At 59.4% G+C, this 21,203-nt stretch carries 20 protein-coding genes, 1 tRNA gene and 3 pseudogenes; 8 read left to right on the forward strand and 16 right to left on the reverse strand.

All coding sequences use genetic code 11. From position 1 onward, the window contains the following. Positions 1–40 precede the first annotated feature (40 nt). Entirely contained in the window at positions 41–409 is a 369-nt protein-coding gene (locus tag ACWUI7_RS04275; protein WP_496640965.1) for a hypothetical protein, read from the reverse strand. 415 nt (positions 410–824) lie between these two features. Here ACWUI7_RS04275 and ACWUI7_RS04280 point away from each other — a divergent pair, with 415 nt between their 5' ends. Both ACWUI7_RS04280 and ACWUI7_RS04285 read left to right on the forward strand, forming a co-directional pair. After that, positions 825–5,015, forward strand: a complete 4,191-nt coding sequence (locus ACWUI7_RS04280) for an ATP-binding protein (RefSeq protein ID WP_496640966.1) — start codon at positions 825–827, stop codon at positions 5,013–5,015. Position 5,016: 1 nt separating this feature from the next. Then, the gene (locus tag ACWUI7_RS04285) at positions 5,017–6,102 is read left to right on the forward strand and encodes a DNA topoisomerase IV subunit A (RefSeq protein ID WP_496640967.1); all 1,086 of its coding nucleotides are present in this window, start codon (positions 5,017–5,019) and stop codon (positions 6,100–6,102) included. A 24-nt stretch (positions 6,103–6,126) separates the two neighbouring features. Here the strand turns inward: ACWUI7_RS04285 and ACWUI7_RS04290 are convergent, their stop codons facing one another. After that, complete coding sequence (locus ACWUI7_RS04290; RefSeq protein WP_496640969.1) at positions 6,127–6,363, reverse strand: CDGSH iron-sulfur domain-containing protein; 237 nt, start codon at positions 6,361–6,363, stop codon at positions 6,127–6,129. Positions 6,364–6,460: 97 nt separating this feature from the next. Here ACWUI7_RS04290 and msrB point away from each other — a divergent pair, with 97 nt between their 5' ends. Then, a complete protein-coding gene (gene msrB / locus ACWUI7_RS04295) occupies positions 6,461–6,874 on the forward strand; it encodes a peptide-methionine (R)-S-oxide reductase MsrB (RefSeq protein ID WP_496640970.1) in 414 nt (137 codons plus the stop codon). A 110-nt stretch (positions 6,875–6,984) separates the two neighbouring features. Here the strand turns inward: msrB and ACWUI7_RS04300 are convergent, their stop codons facing one another. The 6 genes from ACWUI7_RS04300 to ACWUI7_RS04325 are packed head-to-tail and all read right to left on the reverse strand — an operon-like array spanning position 6,985 to position 12,509. Continuing rightward, positions 6,985–7,686 (reverse strand): sensor histidine kinase, encoded by a 702-nt coding sequence (locus ACWUI7_RS04300; RefSeq protein ID WP_496640971.1) that lies wholly within the window; start codon positions 7,684–7,686, stop codon positions 6,985–6,987. A 56-nt stretch (positions 7,687–7,742) separates the two neighbouring features. After that, entirely contained in the window at positions 7,743–8,900 is a 1,158-nt protein-coding gene (locus ACWUI7_RS04305) for a pyridoxal phosphate-dependent aminotransferase (protein WP_496640972.1), read from the reverse strand. After that, positions 8,897–9,385, reverse strand: coding sequence for an Lrp/AsnC family transcriptional regulator (locus ACWUI7_RS04310; protein WP_496640973.1), 489 nt, complete (start codon positions 9,383–9,385; stop codon positions 8,897–8,899). Before ACWUI7_RS04310 ends, ACWUI7_RS04305 begins: the two co-directional genes overlap by 4 nt. Positions 9,386–9,443: 58 nt before the next feature. Next, on the reverse strand, positions 9,444–11,390 hold the full coding sequence (gene thrS / locus ACWUI7_RS04315; protein ID WP_496640974.1) for a threonine--tRNA ligase: 1,947 nt from the start codon (positions 11,388–11,390) through the stop codon (positions 9,444–9,446). A gap of 53 nt (positions 11,391–11,443) precedes the next feature. Further along, positions 11,444–11,866, reverse strand: a complete 423-nt coding sequence (locus ACWUI7_RS04320; protein ID WP_496640975.1) for a CoA-binding protein — start codon at positions 11,864–11,866, stop codon at positions 11,444–11,446. Between the two features lie 40 nt (positions 11,867–11,906). Beyond that, positions 11,907–12,509, reverse strand: a complete 603-nt coding sequence (locus ACWUI7_RS04325) for a DUF7504 family protein (RefSeq protein WP_496640976.1) — start codon at positions 12,507–12,509, stop codon at positions 11,907–11,909. Between the two features lie 184 nt (positions 12,510–12,693). On the opposite strand from ACWUI7_RS04325, the gene ACWUI7_RS04330 reads away from it, so the two are divergent. The 4 genes and pseudogenes from ACWUI7_RS04330 to ACWUI7_RS04345 form a co-directional block, all read left to right on the forward strand. Continuing rightward, positions 12,694–12,768, forward strand: a tRNA-Arg gene (locus ACWUI7_RS04330). A gap of 148 nt (positions 12,769–12,916) precedes the next feature. Continuing rightward, positions 12,917–13,435: a DUF7342 family protein gene (locus ACWUI7_RS04335; protein ID WP_496640977.1), complete on the forward strand. Its 519-nt coding sequence runs from the start codon at positions 12,917–12,919 to the stop codon at positions 13,433–13,435. 4 nt (positions 13,436–13,439) lie between these two features. Continuing rightward, entirely contained in the window at positions 13,440–13,883 is a 444-nt protein-coding gene (locus ACWUI7_RS04340) for a hypothetical protein (RefSeq protein ID WP_496640978.1), read from the forward strand. A 97-nt stretch (positions 13,884–13,980) separates the two neighbouring features. Beyond that, a pseudogene (locus tag ACWUI7_RS04345) lies at positions 13,981–14,257 on the forward strand (hypothetical protein); the annotation flags it as partial. 2 nt (positions 14,258–14,259) lie between these two features. Here ACWUI7_RS04345 and ACWUI7_RS04350 read toward each other — a convergent pair. The 5 genes and pseudogenes from ACWUI7_RS04350 to ACWUI7_RS04370 form a co-directional block, all read right to left on the reverse strand. Beyond that, positions 14,260–14,454, reverse strand: a pseudogene (locus ACWUI7_RS04350) (hypothetical protein); the annotation flags it as partial. Beyond that, complete coding sequence (locus ACWUI7_RS04355; RefSeq protein WP_496640979.1) at positions 14,451–15,371, reverse strand: helix-turn-helix domain-containing protein; 921 nt, start codon at positions 15,369–15,371, stop codon at positions 14,451–14,453. The pseudogene ACWUI7_RS04350 and the gene ACWUI7_RS04355, both read right to left, overlap by 4 nt. 947 nt (positions 15,372–16,318) lie before the next feature. Beyond that, positions 16,319–16,615, reverse strand: coding sequence for a DUF5789 family protein (locus ACWUI7_RS04360; RefSeq protein WP_496640980.1), 297 nt, complete (start codon positions 16,613–16,615; stop codon positions 16,319–16,321). Between the two features lies 1 nt (position 16,616). Beyond that, entirely contained in the window at positions 16,617–16,760 is a 144-nt protein-coding gene (locus ACWUI7_RS04365; RefSeq protein WP_496640981.1) for a rubrerythrin-like domain-containing protein, read from the reverse strand. Positions 16,761–17,322: 562 nt separating this feature from the next. Next, a complete protein-coding gene (locus ACWUI7_RS04370) occupies positions 17,323–17,649 on the reverse strand; it encodes a hypothetical protein (RefSeq protein ID WP_496640982.1) in 327 nt (108 codons plus the stop codon). A gap of 514 nt (positions 17,650–18,163) precedes the next feature. Here ACWUI7_RS04370 and ACWUI7_RS04375 point away from each other — a divergent pair. After that, positions 18,164–18,313: a DUF7837 family putative zinc-binding protein gene (locus ACWUI7_RS04375; RefSeq protein WP_496640983.1), complete on the forward strand. Its 150-nt coding sequence runs from the start codon at positions 18,164–18,166 to the stop codon at positions 18,311–18,313. A gap of 39 nt (positions 18,314–18,352) precedes the next feature. Here ACWUI7_RS04375 and ACWUI7_RS04380 read toward each other — a convergent pair. From ACWUI7_RS04380 to ACWUI7_RS04390, 3 genes and pseudogenes are all read right to left on the reverse strand, one after another. After that, a pseudogene (locus ACWUI7_RS04380) lies at positions 18,353–18,991 on the reverse strand (IS6 family transposase). A gap of 54 nt (positions 18,992–19,045) precedes the next feature. Continuing rightward, positions 19,046–19,333, reverse strand: a complete 288-nt coding sequence (locus ACWUI7_RS04385; protein ID WP_496640984.1) for an amphi-Trp domain-containing protein — start codon at positions 19,331–19,333, stop codon at positions 19,046–19,048. Between the two features lie 236 nt (positions 19,334–19,569). Continuing rightward, the gene (locus ACWUI7_RS04390; RefSeq protein ID WP_496640985.1) at positions 19,570–20,691 is read right to left on the reverse strand and encodes a hypothetical protein; all 1,122 of its coding nucleotides are present in this window, start codon (positions 20,689–20,691) and stop codon (positions 19,570–19,572) included. Between the last annotated feature and the right edge of the window lie 512 nt (positions 20,692–21,203).

Raw genomic sequence — 21,203 nt, forward strand, 5'->3', positions numbered from 1 at the left:
CTGGAGATACTGATCGTAGTACTCACTGGGCAGGACCGCACTAACATCGCCGTCTTGAAGCCCCCTGACGAACGTCGCAGCAGGCGCGTTGACACGGAGAAGGCCGTACTTCCGGTCCCGAGTCCTCAACCGAGACGCCATCGGCGTCTGCCGCAGTTTCCTCGTAGGCGCTTACTGCTTCCGCGGTCAATTCCGTTTGTGTGCTCTGGTACTCTTCTTGCGCCTCCTGTTGGGTGAGTTCCCCCTCCTCGATCCTCTCCTGAAGATCCTCTCGAGCGGTTGTCAGTGCGTCTCGGTCCGGTTGGACTTGGAGCGTCAGTGTCGCTTCCGTCGCTTCCGTCGCTTCCGTCGCTTCTGTCTCGGACTCGTCGGTAGTCTCCATCGTCTCGTTACCGTCGTTGGTTTGCAACGACGACCCTCCGGAGCAACCAGCGAGAGCCGCAGCGGTACTCGTCCCAGTTACAGCGAGAAAGGATCGGCGATTTGTCTCATCTGTCATCGCTCGTGTACCATCGTCTCCCTCCGAGGTATAGCTCTTCTGTACGTTCCCGGCCAGTGACCCGTGCTGTGGCGGGCGTCCTCACCAAGGACGACTCCACGAGAGCGGCGGAAAAAAACGTCCCGCCGAGCGCTGGCTAATTAGAAACCGTCTTAGAGTGAACTGCCCTACCCAACTCGCTCCCGATAGTCGCTCCTTGAGAAATGGGCATTCTCGCCTCAATTCTGGTGATTATCGAGTTTTCCGCGTTTCCACATGGGTGCGTTCACTTTCACCCCGCTGGCGGTTCGTTTTTATCCCCCTCGGCAGAAGGTAGGGTCACCGAATGACGTCCTTCCAGTCGAGTCTCGGCGAGGATGAGGGGATCGCCGCCGAGTTGGCCGAGAGCCAACGGGAGATCTCCATCGCCGAGTTCTTCGAGAAGAACAAACACATGCTCGGGTTCGACTCGGGCGCGCGCGGACTGGTCACCGCCGTCAAGGAGGCGGTCGACAACGCGCTCGACGCGACCGAGGAGGCCGGCATCCTCCCCGACATCTACGTCGAGATCACGGAGGTGGGCGACTACTACCGGCTCGTCATCGAGGACAACGGGCCGGGGATCACGAAAGAACAGCTCCCGAAGGTGTTCGGGAAGCTGTTGTACGGGAGTCGGTTCCACAAGCGCGAGCAATCGCTGACTCCGGACCAACAACTGCTCGTTAGACGGGACGGAACCGTCGAGTACATTCCCATCGGGGTACTCTGTGACGCGTTCCTCCCGGGCGACGGAGACGCGACTACACCCATCCCCGACGCGATTGAAGTTCCGTCCTTCAATCGCGAGACGCAGGAGATGAGCTGGCAGCCGGTTACTCACGCGATTCGCCACGAGACGGACGAGCGTACCTACGAGATAGAGACGCAGAAGGGAAGAACGGTCGAGGTGACCGGGAACCACAGCGTGTTCGGCGTCGACGCGAACGGCGACACACAGGAGCTGAAGGCCGGCGAACTCGGATCCGGAGACACGCTCCTCACGCCCCGTACGCTACCGTCGACCGACCGAACCGTCGAGGAGATTAATCTCCTCGAACACGTGGACTGCGGAGCGTTTTCGGATCGGCGCGTCTACGTCTACGGTTTCGATCGAGAGACGCTCAAGCAGCTCCAGACCGAAGAGACGATTCGCCGGAGGCCGTCGGACGAGAGCGACCGAAAGCGGACGTACTACCGATACGACGGTGTCGAGATCCTGAAGGACAGCCTCGATCAGAACTACCTCGAGAAGGGGTACCTCCCGGCGGAAACGGTCTTGGAACTCGGTTGGGAAGAGAGGGCGGCCGACTGCGAGTTCAAGACGTACCGGGTGGGCGGCGACGAAACGACGCTCCCGGTGTCGTTGCCGGTCGACGAGTCACTGGTCGAGATGCTGGCGTACTACGTGTCGGAGGGACATGCGGGACCGCGACAAGTCGGCTTCACGTTCGGAAGTCACGAATCCGATCTGATCGAGGCGACGGAACAGGCGGTACAGATGCTCGGCGGGGCGACAACGACGGTCGAGCGAGAGCGCAACTCGACGCGTGTAAAAGCGTTCGGTTCGCCGCTGGCGTTGTTCTTGAAATCCGTCTGTGGCGATGCTGCCAGGAACAAGCGGGTTCCGGAGTTCGTATTCGACCTCGATCCGGACCTCCAGCGTCGATTTATCGGAGCGCTCTACGAGGGAGACGGGTCCGATTCGCACCCGAGCAACGAACTGTCTCACACGACGCGGAGCGAGACGCTGGCTCGGCAGGTCTCGACGCTCTGGAACATGCAGGGCGTCCTCGCGAGTACGGAAGTTTCAGAAGACAGCGACGGGTACGGTGACGGTATTTCCACGAAGTATCGGACGAAGGTGTACGGGTCTGATATCGATACCGTCGATGCGCTCAAAAGCTCGGAATCACCGCGAACACAGCAGTACAAGCGAGTCCCGACCGCGCTACTTGACGAGGTTCGCGTCAGCGAATCCGATACTGAGACGGTGCCCGATACGATTCCCGGACTGCTGATGGGTGCTGGAGTCGGATCGAAACGCACGCATGCAGAGACGTATGCCTCGCTGATCGAACGCGCTCTGGACGGGGAGCCGATCGACGAGTCGAGGTACGCACACACCCTCCAGAAGTATGGCCTCCTCGACGGTGCCGGCTTCGCGACCGACTCGCTCGAATCGCTCTGGGAAACGGTCACCAACCTACACGGGGTCACGGACACAGACATGTGCCTGCTCTCGGTGAAGAGCGTGACCGAGACCGAGCCCCCGGAGCACGTGTACGACATCTCTGTTCCGGGCGAGTCCGGGACCGACGAAAACTTCGTCGTCTCCAACGAGGGCGCGCTGAGCGTTAAAAACAGCCGAGGGCAACAGGGGATCGGGATCTCAGCCGCTGTGCTGTACTCACAGCTCACCTCCGGACAGCCGGCGAAGATCACCTCGCGACCGAAAGGACAGTCGACCGCGCAGTACTTCGAGCTCATCGTCGACACCGACACCAACGAGCCGGAGATCCAGGTCGAAGACACCACCTCGTGGGACCGGCCACACGGCACGCGGATCGAACTGGAGATGGAAGCGAACATGCGCGCCCGGGGACAGCTGCACGATTACATGCAGTACACCGCGGTGGTGAATCCCCACGCCCGGTTCGAGCTCCGCGAACCGGGACTCGAAGAACCGTGGAAGTTCGAGCGCGCCACGGAGAGCCTCCCGGCCGAGACCGAGGAGATCCGGCCGCACCCACACGGGGTCGAACTCGGGGCCCTAATCAAGATGCTCGACGCGACCGAGTCGTACTCGCTGTCGGGGTTTCTTAAAGAAGAGTTCACCCGGGTCGGCACGAAGACTGCAGACGGTATCATCGACGCCTTACGCGACGAGCACTACGGGCGGGCCCTCGCGTGGTCGCCCCCGGACGCGAACGCGACCCTCGCCGACCACACGCTCGCGGACGTCGACGCCGCCGTCGAAGCGGCCGTCGCGAACAAGGGAGCCGCGGCAACGACCGCCTTCGCCGAGGGGATCACAGAGACTGTGGGTGGCAATGCCCACCTCGCTCGGTTCGAGCTGGCGGCGATCGTCGGGACGGTAGCAGAACGGGTCGAGTCGGAGACCGACCGGCGCTTTGGTGCGACCGTTCGTGAGAAGGCCGTCGAGGCGGCCTGGAGCGTGATCACGGGCGTGGACCCCGGAGACGACGACCCATCGACTGCGCCGGGTGCGGAGGCGACGGCCGGTCGAGCAGAGGCGGTGCCGATCGTCGCCGATTGTTACGCCCTCGTCGACGACGCCACCTCGACACAGAAGGACGACGAGACGGTCCGCGCGATGGCCGAGGCGGTCGCCCGCCGGGTCGTCGAGCACGATCCGACACAGTTCCGTCTCACCTACGACGCGCTCGAGCGGTTGGTCGCAGACGCCGCGACGTTCGTCGAGGACCAACACGACGCCACGTTCGGCGACACCGCCCGCGGCAACGTCGTGGAGGCGGTGTGGTCACGTGCGCGCACCGTGCCCGACGACCCGCCGCGGGTGTCTGTGGTCGCTGACGACCGCGACGCCGCCGCCGACCTCCTCGAGGGGATGCGGGCAACAGATATCCTCGCACCACCGACGGACTGTCTCGCGCCGATCACCGCCGAACTCGTTGAGGCCGGGCTTCGCAAGGAGTACGATGCGGACTTTTATGCCGCGGCGACCCGGGACGCCGAGGTCCACGGCGGTGACCCGTTCATCGTGGAGGCCGGAATCGCCTACGGTGGAGAGATCCCGTCGGAGGGAAGCGTCGAGCTGCTTCGGTTCGCCAACCGGGTGCCGTTGGTCTACCAGCGGGGCGCCTGTGCGACGACCGACGTGATCCGCACCATCGGCTGGCGGAACTACGGACTCGACCAACCCGGCGGGTCGGGGATGCCGAACGGCCCGGCGGTCATCTCGATCCACGTCGCCTCGACGAACGTCCCGTTCACGAGTGAGTCGAAAGACGCCCTCGCGAACGTCCCGGCGATAGAAGACGAGATCGAGCTCGCGGTGCGTGAGGCTGCCCGCGAGCTCAAATCGTATCTGAACAAGCGCCGGTCGATGAAACAGCGTCGGGAGAAACAGAACGTCCTCGGCACGATCCTCCCCGAGATGGCCGAGAAGGTCGCAGAGGTGACGGGGCGTGAACGGCCCGACATCGACAGCGCTCTCGCACGGATCATGAACAACGTCAGCGTCGAGCGCGGGGTCGACGGTCGGTCGGTCACTCTCGCGGTCGAAAATCACTCCGACGTCGGTGAGACACTCGAGGTGACAGACATCGTCTCCGCCGAGCCGCAGGACCTCTCTGCGGGGTCGGTCGTCGAGATGGACAACGAGTGGTTCGTCCAGTGGACCGTCGACGTGGCCGCCGGTGCGGAAGCAACGCTGACGTACACGACGGACCCAGACGCCGACTTCGACGTCAGCGTTGGCGGTGTCGACGCGGACAAACTCACGGTGAACACCTGATATGACGACAGCAACCGACGCACGCGAGCAGCTCATCGACCTCGCTGCCGAGTTCTACGACCAGTTCGCCGGCGGCACGATCCCGGAGATGGAGCTGCCGACACGGACGAAGAGCAACATCGAGTACGACGAAGAAAGCGGTGTCTGGACGTACGGCGACCGGACGTCGACGCGCACCGCGAACTCCGTTCGTGGGGCGCGAAAGCTGCTGAAAGCCACCTACACCATCGAGTTCCTCGCTGACCAGCTCGATCAGGATCGCTCGTCGACGCTGCGTGAGCTGTATTACCTCTCAGAGTCGTGGGACAACGACGAGGCACAGTTCTCGACGCAAGACGAGTCGAACGACCTCGTCGAGGATCTCGAGGTCGTCACCGGCGTCACGCGAGAGGACTTCCACATGCGTCCCGAAGAGTCGGGAGCGACACTCATGGGACCGCTCCGCATCCGCGAACAGACGCGGCGCGGCGAGCGCGAAATCCACTGTCAAGAAGACGTCGGCGAGGGCGGCTATCAGATACCGAACAACCCGGACATGATCGAGTTCCTTGACGACGACATCGCCTTCGCGCTGGCCGTCGAGACCGGTGGCATGCGCGACCGACTCGTCGAGAACGGCTTCGATGAGGCGTACGACTGTCTTGTGGTGCATCTCAAGGGGCAACCGGCACGTGCGACCCGTCGGATCACGAAGCGGGTCCACGACGAACTCGACGTCCCAGTGGCGGTGTTCACCGACGGCGACCCGTGGTCGTATCGGATCTATGGCTCGGTGGCGTACGGCTCTATCAAGTCTGCACATCTCTCCGAGTACCTCGCGACACCGGAGGCCGCGTTCGTCGGCATCCGACCGCAGGACATCGTCGAGTACGACCTCCCGGCGGACCCGCTTTCCGACTCGGACGTGAACGCGTTGGAGTCGGAGCTCGAAGACCCACGGTTCCAGACGGCGTACTGGCGCGAACAGATCGACCTCCAGCTCGAGATTGGAAAGAAATCAGAACAACAGTCGCTCGCCAGCCGCGGTCTCGACTTTGTCACCGATACCTACCTGCCCGAGCGACTCGGCGAGATGGGTATCCTCTGAGCGGTACGGTAGCGATTGCGCCTCTCACTCGTTCGCGTAGACTATCTCGGCTATCTCGCGGCGCTCACCGTCTGCTGTGTCGCCCCCGTACACGTAGCGGACGCCGTCTGCTTCATCAGCCGTCGCGTTGTGCGAGCCATCACAGAATATTCCGTCCGAAGAAAGTCCACACTGACAGATGTACACCGCGCCGTCGTCACCGAGGTCGTCTTCGGTGAGCGGTTGTGGACCCGTTGCCTCGTGTGTCACTTCACGTGTCATAGTGACACATAGACACGGTGGGGCATAGTCCTTGGGACACGAGCCGAGATCGAAGGGGCAGCACAACGGGTTTGACTCCGGGCCTCTTAGGTGTGGTATGAGCTCACCAAGTGAGTCAGACGCAGTCGACTCTGACCTCTCAGAAGACGAGTGGCGTGAACGACTGTCCCCGGAGGCGTACCGCGTGCTCCGTGAGAGCGGCACCGAAGCACGGTTTTCTGGTGCGTACGTCGACCACGACGAAGACGGAACGTATCACTGTGCCGCCTGCGGACAGCTGCTCTTCGACGCCGAGACAAAGTATCACTCCGGATGCGGCTGGCCGGCCTTCTACGCCGCCGAGTCCGATGCGGTAACGCGGACTCTCGACACGAGCAACGGCATGCGGCGGACCGAAGTTCGGTGTGCAGCGTGCGACTCACACCTCGGGCACGTGTTCGAGGACGGTCCAGAGCCAACGGGCGAGCGGTTCTGTATCAACTCTGTCGCGATGACGTTCGACGAGGATTGACATCCTCCCCGGGCTAAAGCGCGAGGCTTTCGCCTCGAATTTTCCGTAAGCGGTGATGAGGAAGTGTCGGGTCGCATCGCATCAGTTGTACTGATCGGCGCTGAGCTGGCTCACGTCGCGAGCGGGAGCCGAATCGCGAAGACCGACCCTTTTGGATCGTTATCTTCGACCCACACCTCGCCGCCGTACCCCTCGACGAGTGACCGAACGAGGTAGAGTCCGATGCCGGCACCCGGGCTGTCGAGCCCCTTCTCACCTTTCCCGAAGATTTCCTCACGCTGGGCTTGGGGAACACCCGGTCCGTTGTCGGCGATCCGAACGACGGCAGCTTGGTCGGGCTCGTCCACTCGGGCGGTTACGTCGACGACTGCGGGCGTTTCGTCGTTGTGTTGTACGGCGTTCCGCATGACGTTCCGGAACACAGACCCCAGCATCTCGTCTGCAAGCACCTCAATCGATGGGATCGAGCCATCCACAGTGAATACCGCCTCGGAGTACGACGACCGAACCTCCTCGACCTGCTGGGTGAGGACACGGTCGAGCCCCACGATCTCCGGCTCGGCGTCGTCGCGCAACATGACCCGCGAGAGGTCTCGGACCGTAGTCGTCAACCCGACCGCGCTCTCGGTGTTCTCTTTGATGATCTCGAGATACGACTCGCCTTCCTCGTCGACGTGATCGTCGAGGAGCTCAGCGTACGCCTCGACGAGTTGGAGGTCGTTTCGAATGTCGTGACGCATCACCTGGTTCAACAGGCGAAGGTCGTCTCGCTGTCGTTTGAGGCGGGCTTCGGGGTCCGATGAGTCGCCCATGTACCGGGTCGAAGACGGCCACTGACGTAGTTCTTTCAGTCAGACGTGACAATCGATCAATCAGATCGGAGCATCGGCCGTTCTTCGAGGAACATCTCGATCCGATCTGTTGCCTCCTTTAGTTCTCGCATCGAGGTCGCATACGAGACGCGAAGGTGGCCCTCACCACCCGCGCCGAACACCGATCCGGGGACGACAGCAACACCCTGCGACTCAAGCAGCGCCTCGGCGAAGGCCTCGTCGTCGCCGCCACAGCGGGGAAACGCGTAGAACGCGCCGCCCGGCTCGAACGTATCGAGACCCATCTCGTTGAACCGCGACACGACGAGGCGACGACGGCGATTGTATTCGTCGACCATTCGGGTGACCTCCTCTTCACACGAGCGAAGCGCCTCCACGGCGGCGTGTTGCGCGGTCGTCGGCGCCGAGAGCATCGTGTACTGGTGGATCCGATTCATCGCGTCGATGGCCGACGCCGGACCAAGTGCGTACCCTAATCGGAGCCCAGTCATGGCGTACGCCTTTGAGAATCCGTTAACGACCACCGTTCGTTCTCGCATCCCCGGTTGCGTCGCGATCGAGGCGTGGTCCCGCTCGTAGGTGAGCGCCGCGTAGATCTCGTCGGCCACCACCCGCAGGTCGTTCGCTCGACAGAACGCGGCGACGTCGGCGAGCTGATCGTCCGACATCGTCGCGCCCGTCGGATTGTTCGGGTAACAACAGACGAGGAGGTCCGCGTCGGCGGCACCGGCGGCCTCCAGTCGCTCGGGGGTGAGTGCAAAGTCGTCTGCGGCATCCGTGGGCACCGCGAGCGGCTCACCGCCAGCGAGTTCGACGCCCGGGGCGTACGAGATGTACGTCGGCTCGTGCAGCGCCACGACGTCACCCGGATCAACGAGGGCCCGAAACGCCAAATCGACAGCCTCCGAGGCGCCCGTCGTGACGAGCACCTCCGTCTCGGGGTCGTACCGCTGGTCGTACCGCTCGTGGTGGTCAGCGATCCCCGATCGGAGCGGAGCCATCCCGCGGTTCGACGTATACGAGGTACGCCCGCGTTCGAGCGCTCCGATGGCAGCGTTTCGCGCGGCCCACGGCGCCGAAAAGTCGGGTTCACCGACGCCGAGTGAGATGACGTCGTCGCGCGCTTCGGCCAATTCGAAGAACTTTCGAATTCCTGACTCTGGAAGCTGGCGGGCGCGGTCAGCCGTTTTCATGGTGAAACTGAGAGCCGATCGTCGTCGTCGCCGTCGGCAAAGCGCACGCCCCCGTCTTTGTACGTCTCCATGATGTAGTGGGTGACCGTCTGGGTTACCTCGGGCATGGGTGCGACCTGCTCTGAGATGAACGCCGAGACGTCGTGCATCGAGCCACCAAGGACCTCGACTGCGAAGTCGTAATCACCGGAGACGAGGTGTAACGCGTCAACTGCGGGGAACCGAGCGATCCGGTCTGCGACCTGTTCGTAGCCGGTCTCGCGGTCGAGTTCGACGTTGATCTCGGCGACGGCGCGAATCTTCCCCTCGGGGGCACGGTCCCAGTCGACGACGGCTTGATAGCCGTGAACGATACCATCGGACTCGAGCGACTCGATGGCCGTCTCGACCGTGTCCGCGTCGAGACCGGTCTGAGCGGCGATATCCGCGATGTCCTCGCGGGCGTTCCGTGCCAACACGTCGAGTACCTCGCGCTCGGCTTCCATACGGACACATCTCGCGGCGAGGTTTTGAATATGGCGGCCGGCGGCGGCTCACGCGCGCCTACGTCGAGATGAAGTCTGGCTCGACGCGTTTCTCGTCGCGCTCGGCGACGAGGTGCTCGAGGAAGGCCTCGACCGGGACGTCACCGCGCTGGTTCTCGAATCGATCCCGCACGGAGACGGTTCCGGCATCCGCCTCGTCGTCACCGACGACGAGCATGTACGGGAGCCGGTCGTCGTGTGCGGCGCGGATCTTCCGGCCGACCGTCCAGTCGCGGTCCTCGACCTCGACACGGAAGCCCGCGTCGGCCAGCTCGTTTTTCACCCGATGAGCGTATCCCAGCGTCTCATCGGAGACCGGAAGGATCCTGACCTGCTCGGGAGCGAGCCAGAGGGGGAAGTCGCCGTCGAAGTGCTCGATGAGCACCATAAAGAACCGCTCGTAGCTGCCGTACAGTGCGCGGTGGATCATCACTGGTCGGTGCTCGTCGTTGTCCTCACCGGTGTAGGTGAGCCCGAATCGCTCCGGCATATTGAAATCGAGCTGCACCGTCGGACCGTCCCAGACGCGACCGAGTGCGTCCTCGAAGCCGAAGTCGATCTTCGGCCCGTAGAAGGCCCCGTCGCCGGGTTCGACGTCGTATTCGTAGCCGCCGGATTCGAGCACGTCGCGGAGCTGTGACTCCGCCGACTCCCAGATCTCGTCGCCGCCGACGGACTTCTCAGGGCGCGTGGCGAGTGCCACCTCGACTTCGAGATCGAGCGTCTCGACTACTTCGAAGATCATCCCGATCACGGACTCTATCTCGGCGCGGATCTGGTCGGGCCGAACGAAGAGGTGACCGTCGTCGATGGTGAACGACCAGACGCGCGAGAGCCCCGAGAGCTCGCCGCGCTGTTCTTTCCGGTACACCTTGCCGTTCTCGAAGTACCGCTCCGGGAGGTCGCGGTACGACCACGACTGCTGGTCGAATATCGTCGCGTGACCCGGACAGTTCATCGGCTTGAGGCCGTACTCCTCGTCGTTGACCTCGAGGAGGAACATGTCGTCTTTGTAGTTCTCGTAGTGGCCGGACTGCTTCCACAGCTCCGTCCGGAAGACGTGCGGCGTCTCGACCTCCTCGTAGCCGTGCTCGCGGTTGAGTTCGTTCGCGAACGTAGACAGCTCACGGAGGATCGTCTTTCCAGGAGGGTGATACAGGGGAAGCCCCGGTCCGGTCACCGTAGGGATCGAAAATAAATTCATCTCCTGGCCGATCTTTCGATGGTCGCGCTCTTTGGCTCGCTCGCGCATCTCGAGGTGTTCTTCAAGATCGCCCTCGGAGGCGAATGCCGTCCCGTACACGCGCGTCAGCGTGTCGTTTTCCTCGTCGCCGCGCCAGTAGGCGGCCGATACTTCGAGCAGCGCCGCGGCCCCGATCTCGCCCGTCGACTCGACGTGCGGCCCCCGGCACAGGTCCTGCCAGCCGTCCTGGATATAGAAGGTGACGGTGTCGTCGTCCGCCTCCTCGGCGAGGATCTGGCGTTTGTACTCGTTGTCGGCGTATATCTCCTCGGCGTCGGCGTGGCTTCGCTCGACCCGCTCGATGTCGTAGTCGGCCTCGATGATCGACGCCATCTCGGCTTCGATGGCGTCGAGGTCGTCTTCGTCGAGGTCCACATCGGTCACGTCGTAGTAGAACCCCTCGTCGGTGGGTGGACCGATCGTGAGCGTCGCGTCGGGAAACAACCGCTGGAGCGCCTGTGCGAACACGTGGGCGGCCGAATGGCGGAGCACGGTTAGGTACTCGTCTGACTGGTCGGTGACGATCTCCACGCGTGCGCCGTCGTGAACCGTCGCCTGACGCTCGACGAGCTCGCCGTCGATCTTCCCCGCGACGGTGTCGCGACCGAGCCCGGGGCCAATCTCGTAGGCGACGTCCTCGACTGTCGACCCGGCCGGTACGGTGAGTGTCGATCCGTCCGGGAGGACGACCGTCACGTCGGCCTGCGCATCGGTCTCGCTCATACCTCTCCGGAGCCGGACGAGCACAATAAGTGTGTTCGATCTGCCGGCGGCCGTCACCCGATCAGGCGATCGTGTTCGATCTTCATACACCTGTCTTCGACGACGTCGAGACCGTCAGCCTCCGCCGCCGCGACGGCGTCGTCGTGGTGAATGCCCAGCTGGAGCCACGCCGTTCCGGTATCACCGCGGTCGGCGTGTCGTGCTCGCACGGATTCGAGGATCGTCGGTACTTCTGCACTCGGCCGAAAGACGTCTACGACGTCGATCTGTGTCTCGACAGGTGCAAGCTCATCGTACGCGGGCTCCCCGAGGACGGCGTCGGCGAACGGGTTGATCGGGATCACACGGTAGCCGTGTCGTTGGAGGTACGCCGGGACGTCGTGTGCGGGCTTACCGGGCGTCGTCGAACAACCGACGACCGCGACCACCTCGGCGTCGAGCACACGACGAATGTCGGCATCATTAGAGAGTGGCATACCTCTGTATCGACCACCGAGCAGTATAACGATTGGTGGCTCACTCCAGCGTGGCGACGATCTCGTTGCCGTCCTCTGTGAGGCGGACCGTCGCATCGAAGAGCGGGGCAAGCGTTCGAAGGCTCTGATCATCGTGTGCGGTCCAATCGATAGTGTATAAGCCGACTCCGCCGGCGTGTTCGACCCGACGGGTGAAGACGTGGAGGAACCGAAACACCGTCTCGAGGTCGGCGTACGCGAGCAGCGTCGACACCGAGTGAAGGGTAACTCGTGAACGACCGACGCCCTCGTGTTCGAGTCGTTCGAGCGTCTCCGAGAGCGCAACACCGATCTGGGTCAACTCTGCAGGGGACGCAACGTACCTTATGTGATCGGTATCGTTGACACACGCACCGCGATCACGCGTCACGCAGTCGATGATCGAGAGCGACGACTCACCCACGTTCGTACGGTCGTAGACCTCATCCCGGACCGCATCGGCTTCCGTAGTGGCCGTCACAGCGATGCCGAACGCTCCCGACTCGATACCGGTCGCGAGCGCGTCGGTAACGAACCGCTCTGCTGTCGCAAGGCAAGTCGAACTGACGAGGAGACTCGTAGCTGGATCGACAGACGCATCGAGCAGTTCGGTGAGACCGTACATAGCGGTTGTGGGGATGACCGACGAGACAGGCTCACTGACAAGCGATCTGTCGACCGGTTCGTACCAGTCACTACTGCTTCGACAGATCATATATTTGTTGTGATGTCTCGAGTAGTCTCGTCTGTGAGACGTGGGCCGACAAATCGCGGGAGTTAAAACCGCTACCCGGGTACTGTGGGTCGAAGGGCGCTTAGCTCAGTCTGGATAGAGTGCTTGGCTTCGGACCAAGTTGTCGCGGGTTCAAATCCTGCAGCGCCCATCCTGCCGCATAATAAAGCTACTGGCGCTTGACTATCTGGAGAGCCCTCAGCCTCGCGCGCAGTCAACTCCACTACCTCTGACATCACCCTTGTTCAATAGTTTGTGTCTCCAATAGAATTATTTCACCCCAGTGCCAACCGCCACGTATGACAGATGAATCTGGGGCCGAACTCTGGAAAGAGCACCAGAGTGCCTTTGATCGCGTGCGCGCGGTCGCCGTTACAGTTTCCGAGCCCAAACCGGCTGACTGGATTGCGGAGCAGGCCCACGTCGCGGGAAATACTGCGCGCGACCATCTCCAGCGCCTCGTCGAGATGAACGTTCTCCGAACCGCTACCGGAGGGACCGCAACCCGATACGAGCCCGACCCGCTCTACACGCGAATGCAAGCTCTCCGCGACCTCCTCGACAACCGGACCCGCGACGACCTTCTCGAACTGCGTGGCGACCTACAGGAGCAGGTCGAGGAGTGGAAGATGAAGTACGACACGGATTCACCGAGCGAGCTTCGCGAGCGGGCGGCACATACCGATACTGCCGAGGCAACGCGAGAGATGCGCCGAACTGCGAACGACTGGAACATCATCGCGTATCGTCTCCAACTTGTAGAGGACGCTATCGAGCATTACTCTGACTACGCTGGAAGTACCCCGGCACCTGCCTAACCGGATGTTCGCGTTCGACGGCGGCTATGACCCTGGACAGGCATCGCACACGATTCTACTCGAACTCAGACGCACGATTGAGCGACACCCTGCCGTCCAACATGCGAGTGGTGAGCCGCCCGGCCAATTTATCCGTATCGTTGCGACAGTTGACCCTGCTATCCTCGGCAGCGAAGCGGACGAGGGAACACTCACTCTTCGGTGGTACGCGGGCGAGGCTGCCGACACAGACCCAGAGTTCGCCTTTCATTACAGCGAAAGTTCAGGCTTCGACCGTGGATGGCACCACGAGCCGAATCCGCACGTAGATGGATGGGCACATTATCAAGAACGTCTCTTCGCGGACGATGAATACGAGTATGAGGCGGTCTCTTTCGACAGTCTCCAGCCAGTACCGTTGCTCTGGGGAATTCTCGACCGTCTCGAAACCCGTCTCACCGACCGCTAAGCATTCTCATCGGAGTGGCTGAGAGAGAAAATCAATGGAGTCGCTATGGAGTATCCGAGTGCCCCTCTATTGTTTGCCACAGGACAAATGCGTTTGTAATGCGGCGTGGAACATTCTTTCTTGCGGCCTCGAAGACGTAGGAGTGGGATGCTCCGAAGGAACGTCCCCAGAAATCGAAGATTTCTGGTGTGCGGACGAATCGCACAGAGATTCGTCAACGCCTGTGGAGACTGCGCTCCCTGCGGATACACCTGTGTCTGCAAAGCGCGTTTGTCGAGGGAACCTCGACAGGCTGTCAGACGCAGTCTGACAACGTCATGGAAGCAGGAAGCCCCACCCTCAGCGAGCGCGTCAGCGCGAGCAGGGTGGGGTAGTTCACCAAGACTGCCTGTAGCACTCGGAGGTCGTCGCCGCCGGTAACGGTGAGGTCGATGTCCTTGGTCGTCTCCTTGAGACCGCGGAACGACATCGCACCGCCCCCGATCAGATAGACGGTCAGTTCGGTTTCGAGCTGCCTGCCGACCCGTCGCAGCTCAGACTCGATGTACTCGCTGTCGAATCGCCGCTTCATACTGCCACCCCGTATTCGTCGGCAAGCTCACGGAACTGTTCCCATCGCGGGAGGCGTCCCGACCGACTCTCCCCCTCGGTATCAAGATACTCAAGCAGGTTCGAGACCCGTTCGTCGACCTCGTACGTTTCGGCGGCTTCAAGCAACCCGTCGCGGTCGATTGCCGTCTCGCCGATCAAGAGGAGGCAGTAGGACTGTGAGCGCGTTCCATCGTCGATCACGAGCATGTGACAACACAACTCCGCCGGCGATACCTCATCGATCGACTCTGAGTACAGGTAATACCGACGCTGGCGAGTCATCAACGGGAGATCGTACGTTTGGAACTGTTCCGGCCCCGTCAGGTGGAACGCGTCCTCTTTGATCTCAGCGCGAGTCTGGACGAGAAACTCGTCCAATGATTCCCAGAGAATTGTGAACGACTCCGCGTGATCTTTGACGCAGTGTCTGTGTCGCACGTGCGCAAACTCACGGGCCACGATAGATAGCGCCTCGAATTTGTCGTTGAGCGTGTATGTCCCATCCGACTTGTAGATTATCCCACGGTTCTCCAGCGGGGATAGCGATCGATGTACAGTGCTTCGATGGACATTGACTTGCTCTGCAAGGTGGGTGGCAGTCGCCGGTGACTCCAGGTGGTACAGAATACGCAGCGTTGTACCGCCAAGCAGCTCTGGAAACGGAATATGAGTGTACTGATGGACGAAACTGTCGAACAGTTCGATGGCGCGGGCGTCTGATCGATTGATCTGCTTTTGTTTTCCCTCGCGACTGGTGTGAACCAACCCCTTTGATTCCATTCGGGAAACGAGTTCAGACGTGTAACTGCGGCTTCGGTTGAGCTCCTCGGCCAGTTCCGAAACTGTTGACTCACCATGAAGAGCTTCTAGCGCCTGAAGTTCTGCCTCAGTATACACTATGTTGCGTATTTACGAACTCATTATAAATAAGTTTGGCATTTTGCACCATCTATCCGTCAGTCAACTGAGCCGAGTGAAACGCCTTGGGGTCAAGCCCCGTGGCACCCACGTTGCGTACTCTGTGAACCAGCGTCAACTACCCCCTCCCACAACGCCTCAGCCGTGGGAGGATGTCAATGGTAGATTGCTGGCTGCACTACGTTATCCTCCCGTCGAGACAACAGAACGAGCGAACGCTGCCCAGCGGCGGTTTGACACTCTTTCTGACCGGGTGTCATCGGTAGACATAGACGAGCCCCACCCTGAGTGAGGTATCTGATCGAGTATGCAATCTACGCTTTTGGCGTAACTGGTTCTGTTAATCTCTTCAAATGCTGATAGGACCGGCCAAAGAGATACACGGCGTGTATCTCGCACTCATCGCTTTCTGATTACAGCGATTCAACTCGGTCAGTACAGGAGTGTTATCTTTTTGCGTTCTCTGGCTTTAATCCGTATTCCTCTGGGTTGTACTCACCGAGAGCGAGGACAGACAGGATCAACGCTACAGACGCAGCTAGTGAAACCCAGAACATATCTAACCTGAGTGGGCCAACAGTGCTCAGAGTCCTGCCTGGGCTAGAAAACGCGATCGTCAGTGTTGCCACGCATCCTCCGACAATTGGGAGTCGATAGTGGTGGATTTTCGTTAATATTCGAAGCACACTTCACTAATTTCTGCAGTTCCTAGTGCTAATAGTATTTTGGAGGAAGATGTTATAGAACGTTCACAAACTGTTGTTTGCAATCGAAATAGGTGTGAATTAGCTGTGAGAAATAGTATGCGAGCCGACCGACAGAAATCCTCCCAGTTCCAAGTGATGTTCTGAGTGGCTTGCAAGATACAGAGCGCAAATGCAGCGACTACAAGCTGGATCAATCGTACGATACAGAATGTGTAGCAATCACAGACTTCGGGGTGCAGAGCGCTTGGGGTCCGGGCAAGTATGAGCCCCTCCCCGCTCGTCGGAGTATTTGCGCCCGATGAACCGATCATCAAGACTTCCAATGATTGTCGTATATAGCATTTTATTCGAAGTGTATGACCGTTCGCCGGCTCGGTTCAATATCTCACTGAGGGGTACTGAATCGCCTGTTGGAGCCGTTATTTCTATTTCTCCACATTGTCTAATTAATTTTTCATGGGTGATTGGGAACTCTACCGATTCGTCGATTACCTGTCTGATATTCGTATACTCCATCTTAATCGTGAGGGAGCGTCGTATTCCTTAGTGACCCACCACAGTCGGGACACTCACTTGTATTGACCCCGTCTTCGAATCCATTTCCACAGCCGCGGCAGACGTACAGCGTTATCACAGATGGATTTGGATTGAGTTCGGACACTAATAATGTCAAGGCTCTGTATGAATATCAAACTACAGTTTATTTCAGTTAATCAATTGTGAGAGCTGGAGTCACAGAAAGGCGTTGTCGTGCTGACTACAACCTCTGTATCTCGCACGACGCTCCTGACAGCTAGCAAGTAAGTCTGTAGCTTGACCAGTAGGTGAGTCTTCTGCACAGCGCATCTCTATCAGGCGACTTTTGTAACATTGCTATCACTACAATATGATAAGACTAACTTTTCGGAAAATAATTATTGTAACATAGATAAAGAATAATGTTAATAATAACGAAATTATTCCTTCAAAAGCTTTCTTTTTGCCTATTTGGCGTGGATTATCGTACTCACGTACCTCATTTGTAATTTTGACTACCGTAGTTATGCCTGATCGTGCTGCCCAAGCCGCAATAATCCCACTAAGCAGTGTTAGCCAAAATCCTGCTTCAGGTCGAGAACTCCCAGCCAACGGTACAATCCAGAAGAGGTGTTCTACAAACATATAGTATGATTTATAGTTATTATAGTGACTTTATTCGATATCTCTGCTAGTCACCGATCTCCTTACTTGAGCTTATCGCGCCATCTCAGTGAGTTTTGATTCAGCTCTTCTACGGCCGGTTGTCCTCGTGTGAGCATCCGGTCAGCGATCTCAATCGCCTGTTGCAGGTCCTCTCGAGAGAGCTGCTTGTACGCAGGGCGGCGCTTAACATGGCTGTACCATTCGTCTTCAAACAGATTATCAAGTACGACGCGACTGAAACAGTGGTCGAGGTGAATCGGCCAGCCGTCGCCACTCTGTGCTTTTGCTGGTAGCTTCTGATTCACCTTACGGTCGTACTCCGCGCGCAACTGCGAGAGATCCTCGCCACTGAGCGTTTCCTGCCCCATCCTGCGTCGTAGTTGGATTGAGCCCGTTTGAGCCGTTTGCTTTCGTTCCGTCTGAGTCGATAGACGCACGTGTCTGCCTGACTCGAGCGCCGTTTGCAACACGCTTCCAGCAATTAGTCACTCGTTGCGAAAACACGAGCGTCCGTTTTTTTGAGTCTACTCTCCACGGACTGACCTGGCTAGCACGAGCTGGGATTCACGGGCTGGGCAAACTCCGGACTGCAAAACAACATCTGGTCGCGAGCCGCCAGGACACGTCTGAGACCTAAGCGCGACTGCTGGCAACGCCGAGCGGGTACCGCGCTTCTGCGCTGGTAGCGCTCTGATCACCTCCGCCACGCTCTCAGGGTCATAGCAGGACATGCCACTCTCGAGCAGGCGTGAACGGCTCGGTACACCTCCGTGGGGAGTACTCACTTTCACCCCGGTTCCCTCAGCCTTTATACGGACTGTATCGTAGCACGAGGTGGAATCCCTGGGTCTGTCACACGCTCCAGGTGATTCCCCCTCCCCTATGCCAGACGTGACGCCTGATAGTGGCCGGTGCCCGTTCTGTAAAACCGATCTGAGCGGTGGAGCTATCCTCATCGCCTACGAGGTCGACGACGAGCGGCGCGTCTTCATCGAGTGTCCTGACTGCGAACAGCCTGTCGCCCCACAGTAATCGTCGCGAGCCACCCCAGTCTCTGTGAGTCGGGTCGCGTTAACTTTGGCGTGAATTGTGGTAGACCACGAGGGCTTCGAGCCATTCTTGAGCCGTCTCAAGCGCGACATTGCTGAAACTATTCGCAAACGAGGGGGTTCGGCGTTCTATTTCCCAAAAGACACGTTCAATTGTATTCCGATTTCCATGACGAATTACCTGAAATCGATAGCCGTCTTCGGCGAGAACTGGTCCGAGATAGTCTGCGTCATCGACCAGAAATTCAACGGTGTCGAGCTGATAACGCCGGTGTAATTCGCTCAGAAACCATCATGTTGTCTGCTTATTTGCCGTCGGATAGAGACTCAGCTGAAGGATCTCGTTCGTATACGGATCAACCGCGCCGTACAGCCAGAACTTCTGGTCGTGGAGGCGGATCATCTTTTCATCAACCGCGAGTGGATCCTCGGAAACGGCCGAGATCGGCTGTAGATCAGCTTTATGAACCCAGTTGTGGATCGCGACATGGCTTCGATCGATCCCAAATAGTTCAAGATATTTACTCACCTCTCGAAGTGACATACCGGCCAAGTGACAGCTGATTCCTATTTCAATCGCCCAGCGCGGTGTTCGACCTCGCTCCACAGACGACAAGTCGATCCGCGTAGTATGTTCGCTGAGGCGGTCGAATTCTGGCATAAGCACTCAGAAATCGTCCGCCTCATACTCTAACTTAACGCGACCGCTAATTGATTACTCGATTTCTAACTGACCGCTCCCGCCGTCCCCCTCATTGCCGTTCTCGTTCCATTCGAGTTCGAACTCGATACTCAATTCACCGGGCCCATCCGTTGGCCCCTCGCGTTCGGCTTTGACCTCAAATGTCGGGCGCGCTGGTGGTTCCATTGTCACGGACTCAGAACCGGATTTGAGTGTGACAGCATCCCCTTGTTCGAGCTTATCGGCGACGCTGCGGAGATACGAGGCGATTTCTTCTCGGGTCTGGTCACTCTCTGATTTGAACAGGACTTCTTCAGACATAATGAATGATATGCGGCCTGCACCGATAAGTGAACTCCCTGTGTTGACCGATCCTTCCTGAGTCGATTATGGAAGTAATTCTGTGCGAGATGCGCGCGCTGTATTCAGCAACGTCCTCTCAAACTGCTCAACAGCTGTCAGTACCGGTGTGACCGATACAGAGGATGGATTGAGCACAGAGATACCGTTCGAGAACTCAGGTCGTCACCGGGAGTACCATGATGCCACACGGATAATCAGTTCACGCTCTTCGACAGTTCAGCCCCCGCCTTGAATTTCACTTCCTCTGACACACTCGCAGCGTTCACCAAGTGCAACACTGGTGCATCCACCGCCACGTGCGTCACGAACCGATAATTCTCTCCTGGCTCACTATCATCACCTCTGGTCTCCCCACCTCGACTGGTGATGACATCGAGGATATCATCCGCCAACTCAGCGTCACCGCCCTCAACGAACTCCTCAACAGTGCCTGAATCAATCCGCGCCCCCCGGAGCGAACGCTCACCAGACACCGACCGCTTCACCAAGTCACCGAACCCGTCACCATCAGCCGAGAAATCGAAGCAGCACTCGATACCAACCACCTCCGTCGGACCAGCCATCGACAACACCGTCACCGACTCCTCGTACAGCGCAGCGTCGTCGATGACCCATCCACCCATGTACACAAGCTGGCCGTTGCTCTCACACCGCTGGACGTACAACAATGCCGGAAACGGCTTCGGACACCGCGGCGGCTGCACCATCACCTGATACACCAACACGCCTGTCGACGAACCAGACTCCGTCGTCCGCGCCCACACTCCCGGCCCGCACGGGTCATCATCGACAGTCGCACAGACCTTCGCAGACGTATCTGAAGCCTCCGGTGGCGTATTGGTGACCACGACCGTCCCGTCGTCCGCACGAATGGTCTCTAGACCCCCACCCGTGTCAAATGGCCCAGTTAGGTTGGCCTCTAAGTGCGTCGACGCACACGTAAGTTCGAGCCCAATCCCCGACCCGCTCGATTCAGAGCACTCATCATCGGCGTCGTCATCGTCATCATCGCCATTAGCTACTGTCCGACCTTCCCCCCACGCGTACACATTCCCCTCGCCATCAGACCGACCCGTCATGTAGTCGATGAACCGCTCCGGCGTCACCGCCTCACGAATGCTCCCATTCCCACCCGGAACCTCCGCGTCAGGCAAACACACCGAGAACCGCTCAGCAACAATCGGCTTCCCACCCAGATACGAGACGAGCTCAGCGTCCTCCTCAGAACCGTTACCGACAGCATCAGAATCTGAATCCGTATCACCCGCCCGCGTATTCGGCTTGTTGCTCCGCGACGAATTGTAGTCCTGAGCCATCACCGCAGAAGACGTAACCCACCCCTCCAACTCAACATCCCCAAGCTGACCAGCAGACACCGTCGGAGTCAACCGACTCACGTGCGGACTCCCCGGAGCCATCATAAACGTGACTTCCGTGTCATCATCATTCCAGTCTGTCCCTGCGAACACTGCCGCAGGCGATGAGCCCGTGTCCGTCACTGACGACGCAACTTGATTCAGACAGCCAGCGAGTCCCCCAACTACAATAACCCCGCTCGCTGCGAGTAGTGACCGACGGCTGACGGTCGTACGTGGCACAGTATTTCGGTGGTTGTGGCGTCTCTCTGAATACATAATCAAACAGTAGAGGGTACGCGCTATTATAACTTTTCTTATATTTGTGGCTTGTTAACAGGAAATTGGAGGCCGACTTGCGCCCTGTATGCAGCAACTGCCGCGGCAACTAGTCGATTTCTGTCAGAAGGCTCATGACCGATACAGAGCGTGCGTTCAGCAACTGGTGGTAATACGTTGCTCATCCTGGGACG

The sequence above is a fragment of the Halorubrum orientale genome (assembly GCF_059623105.1).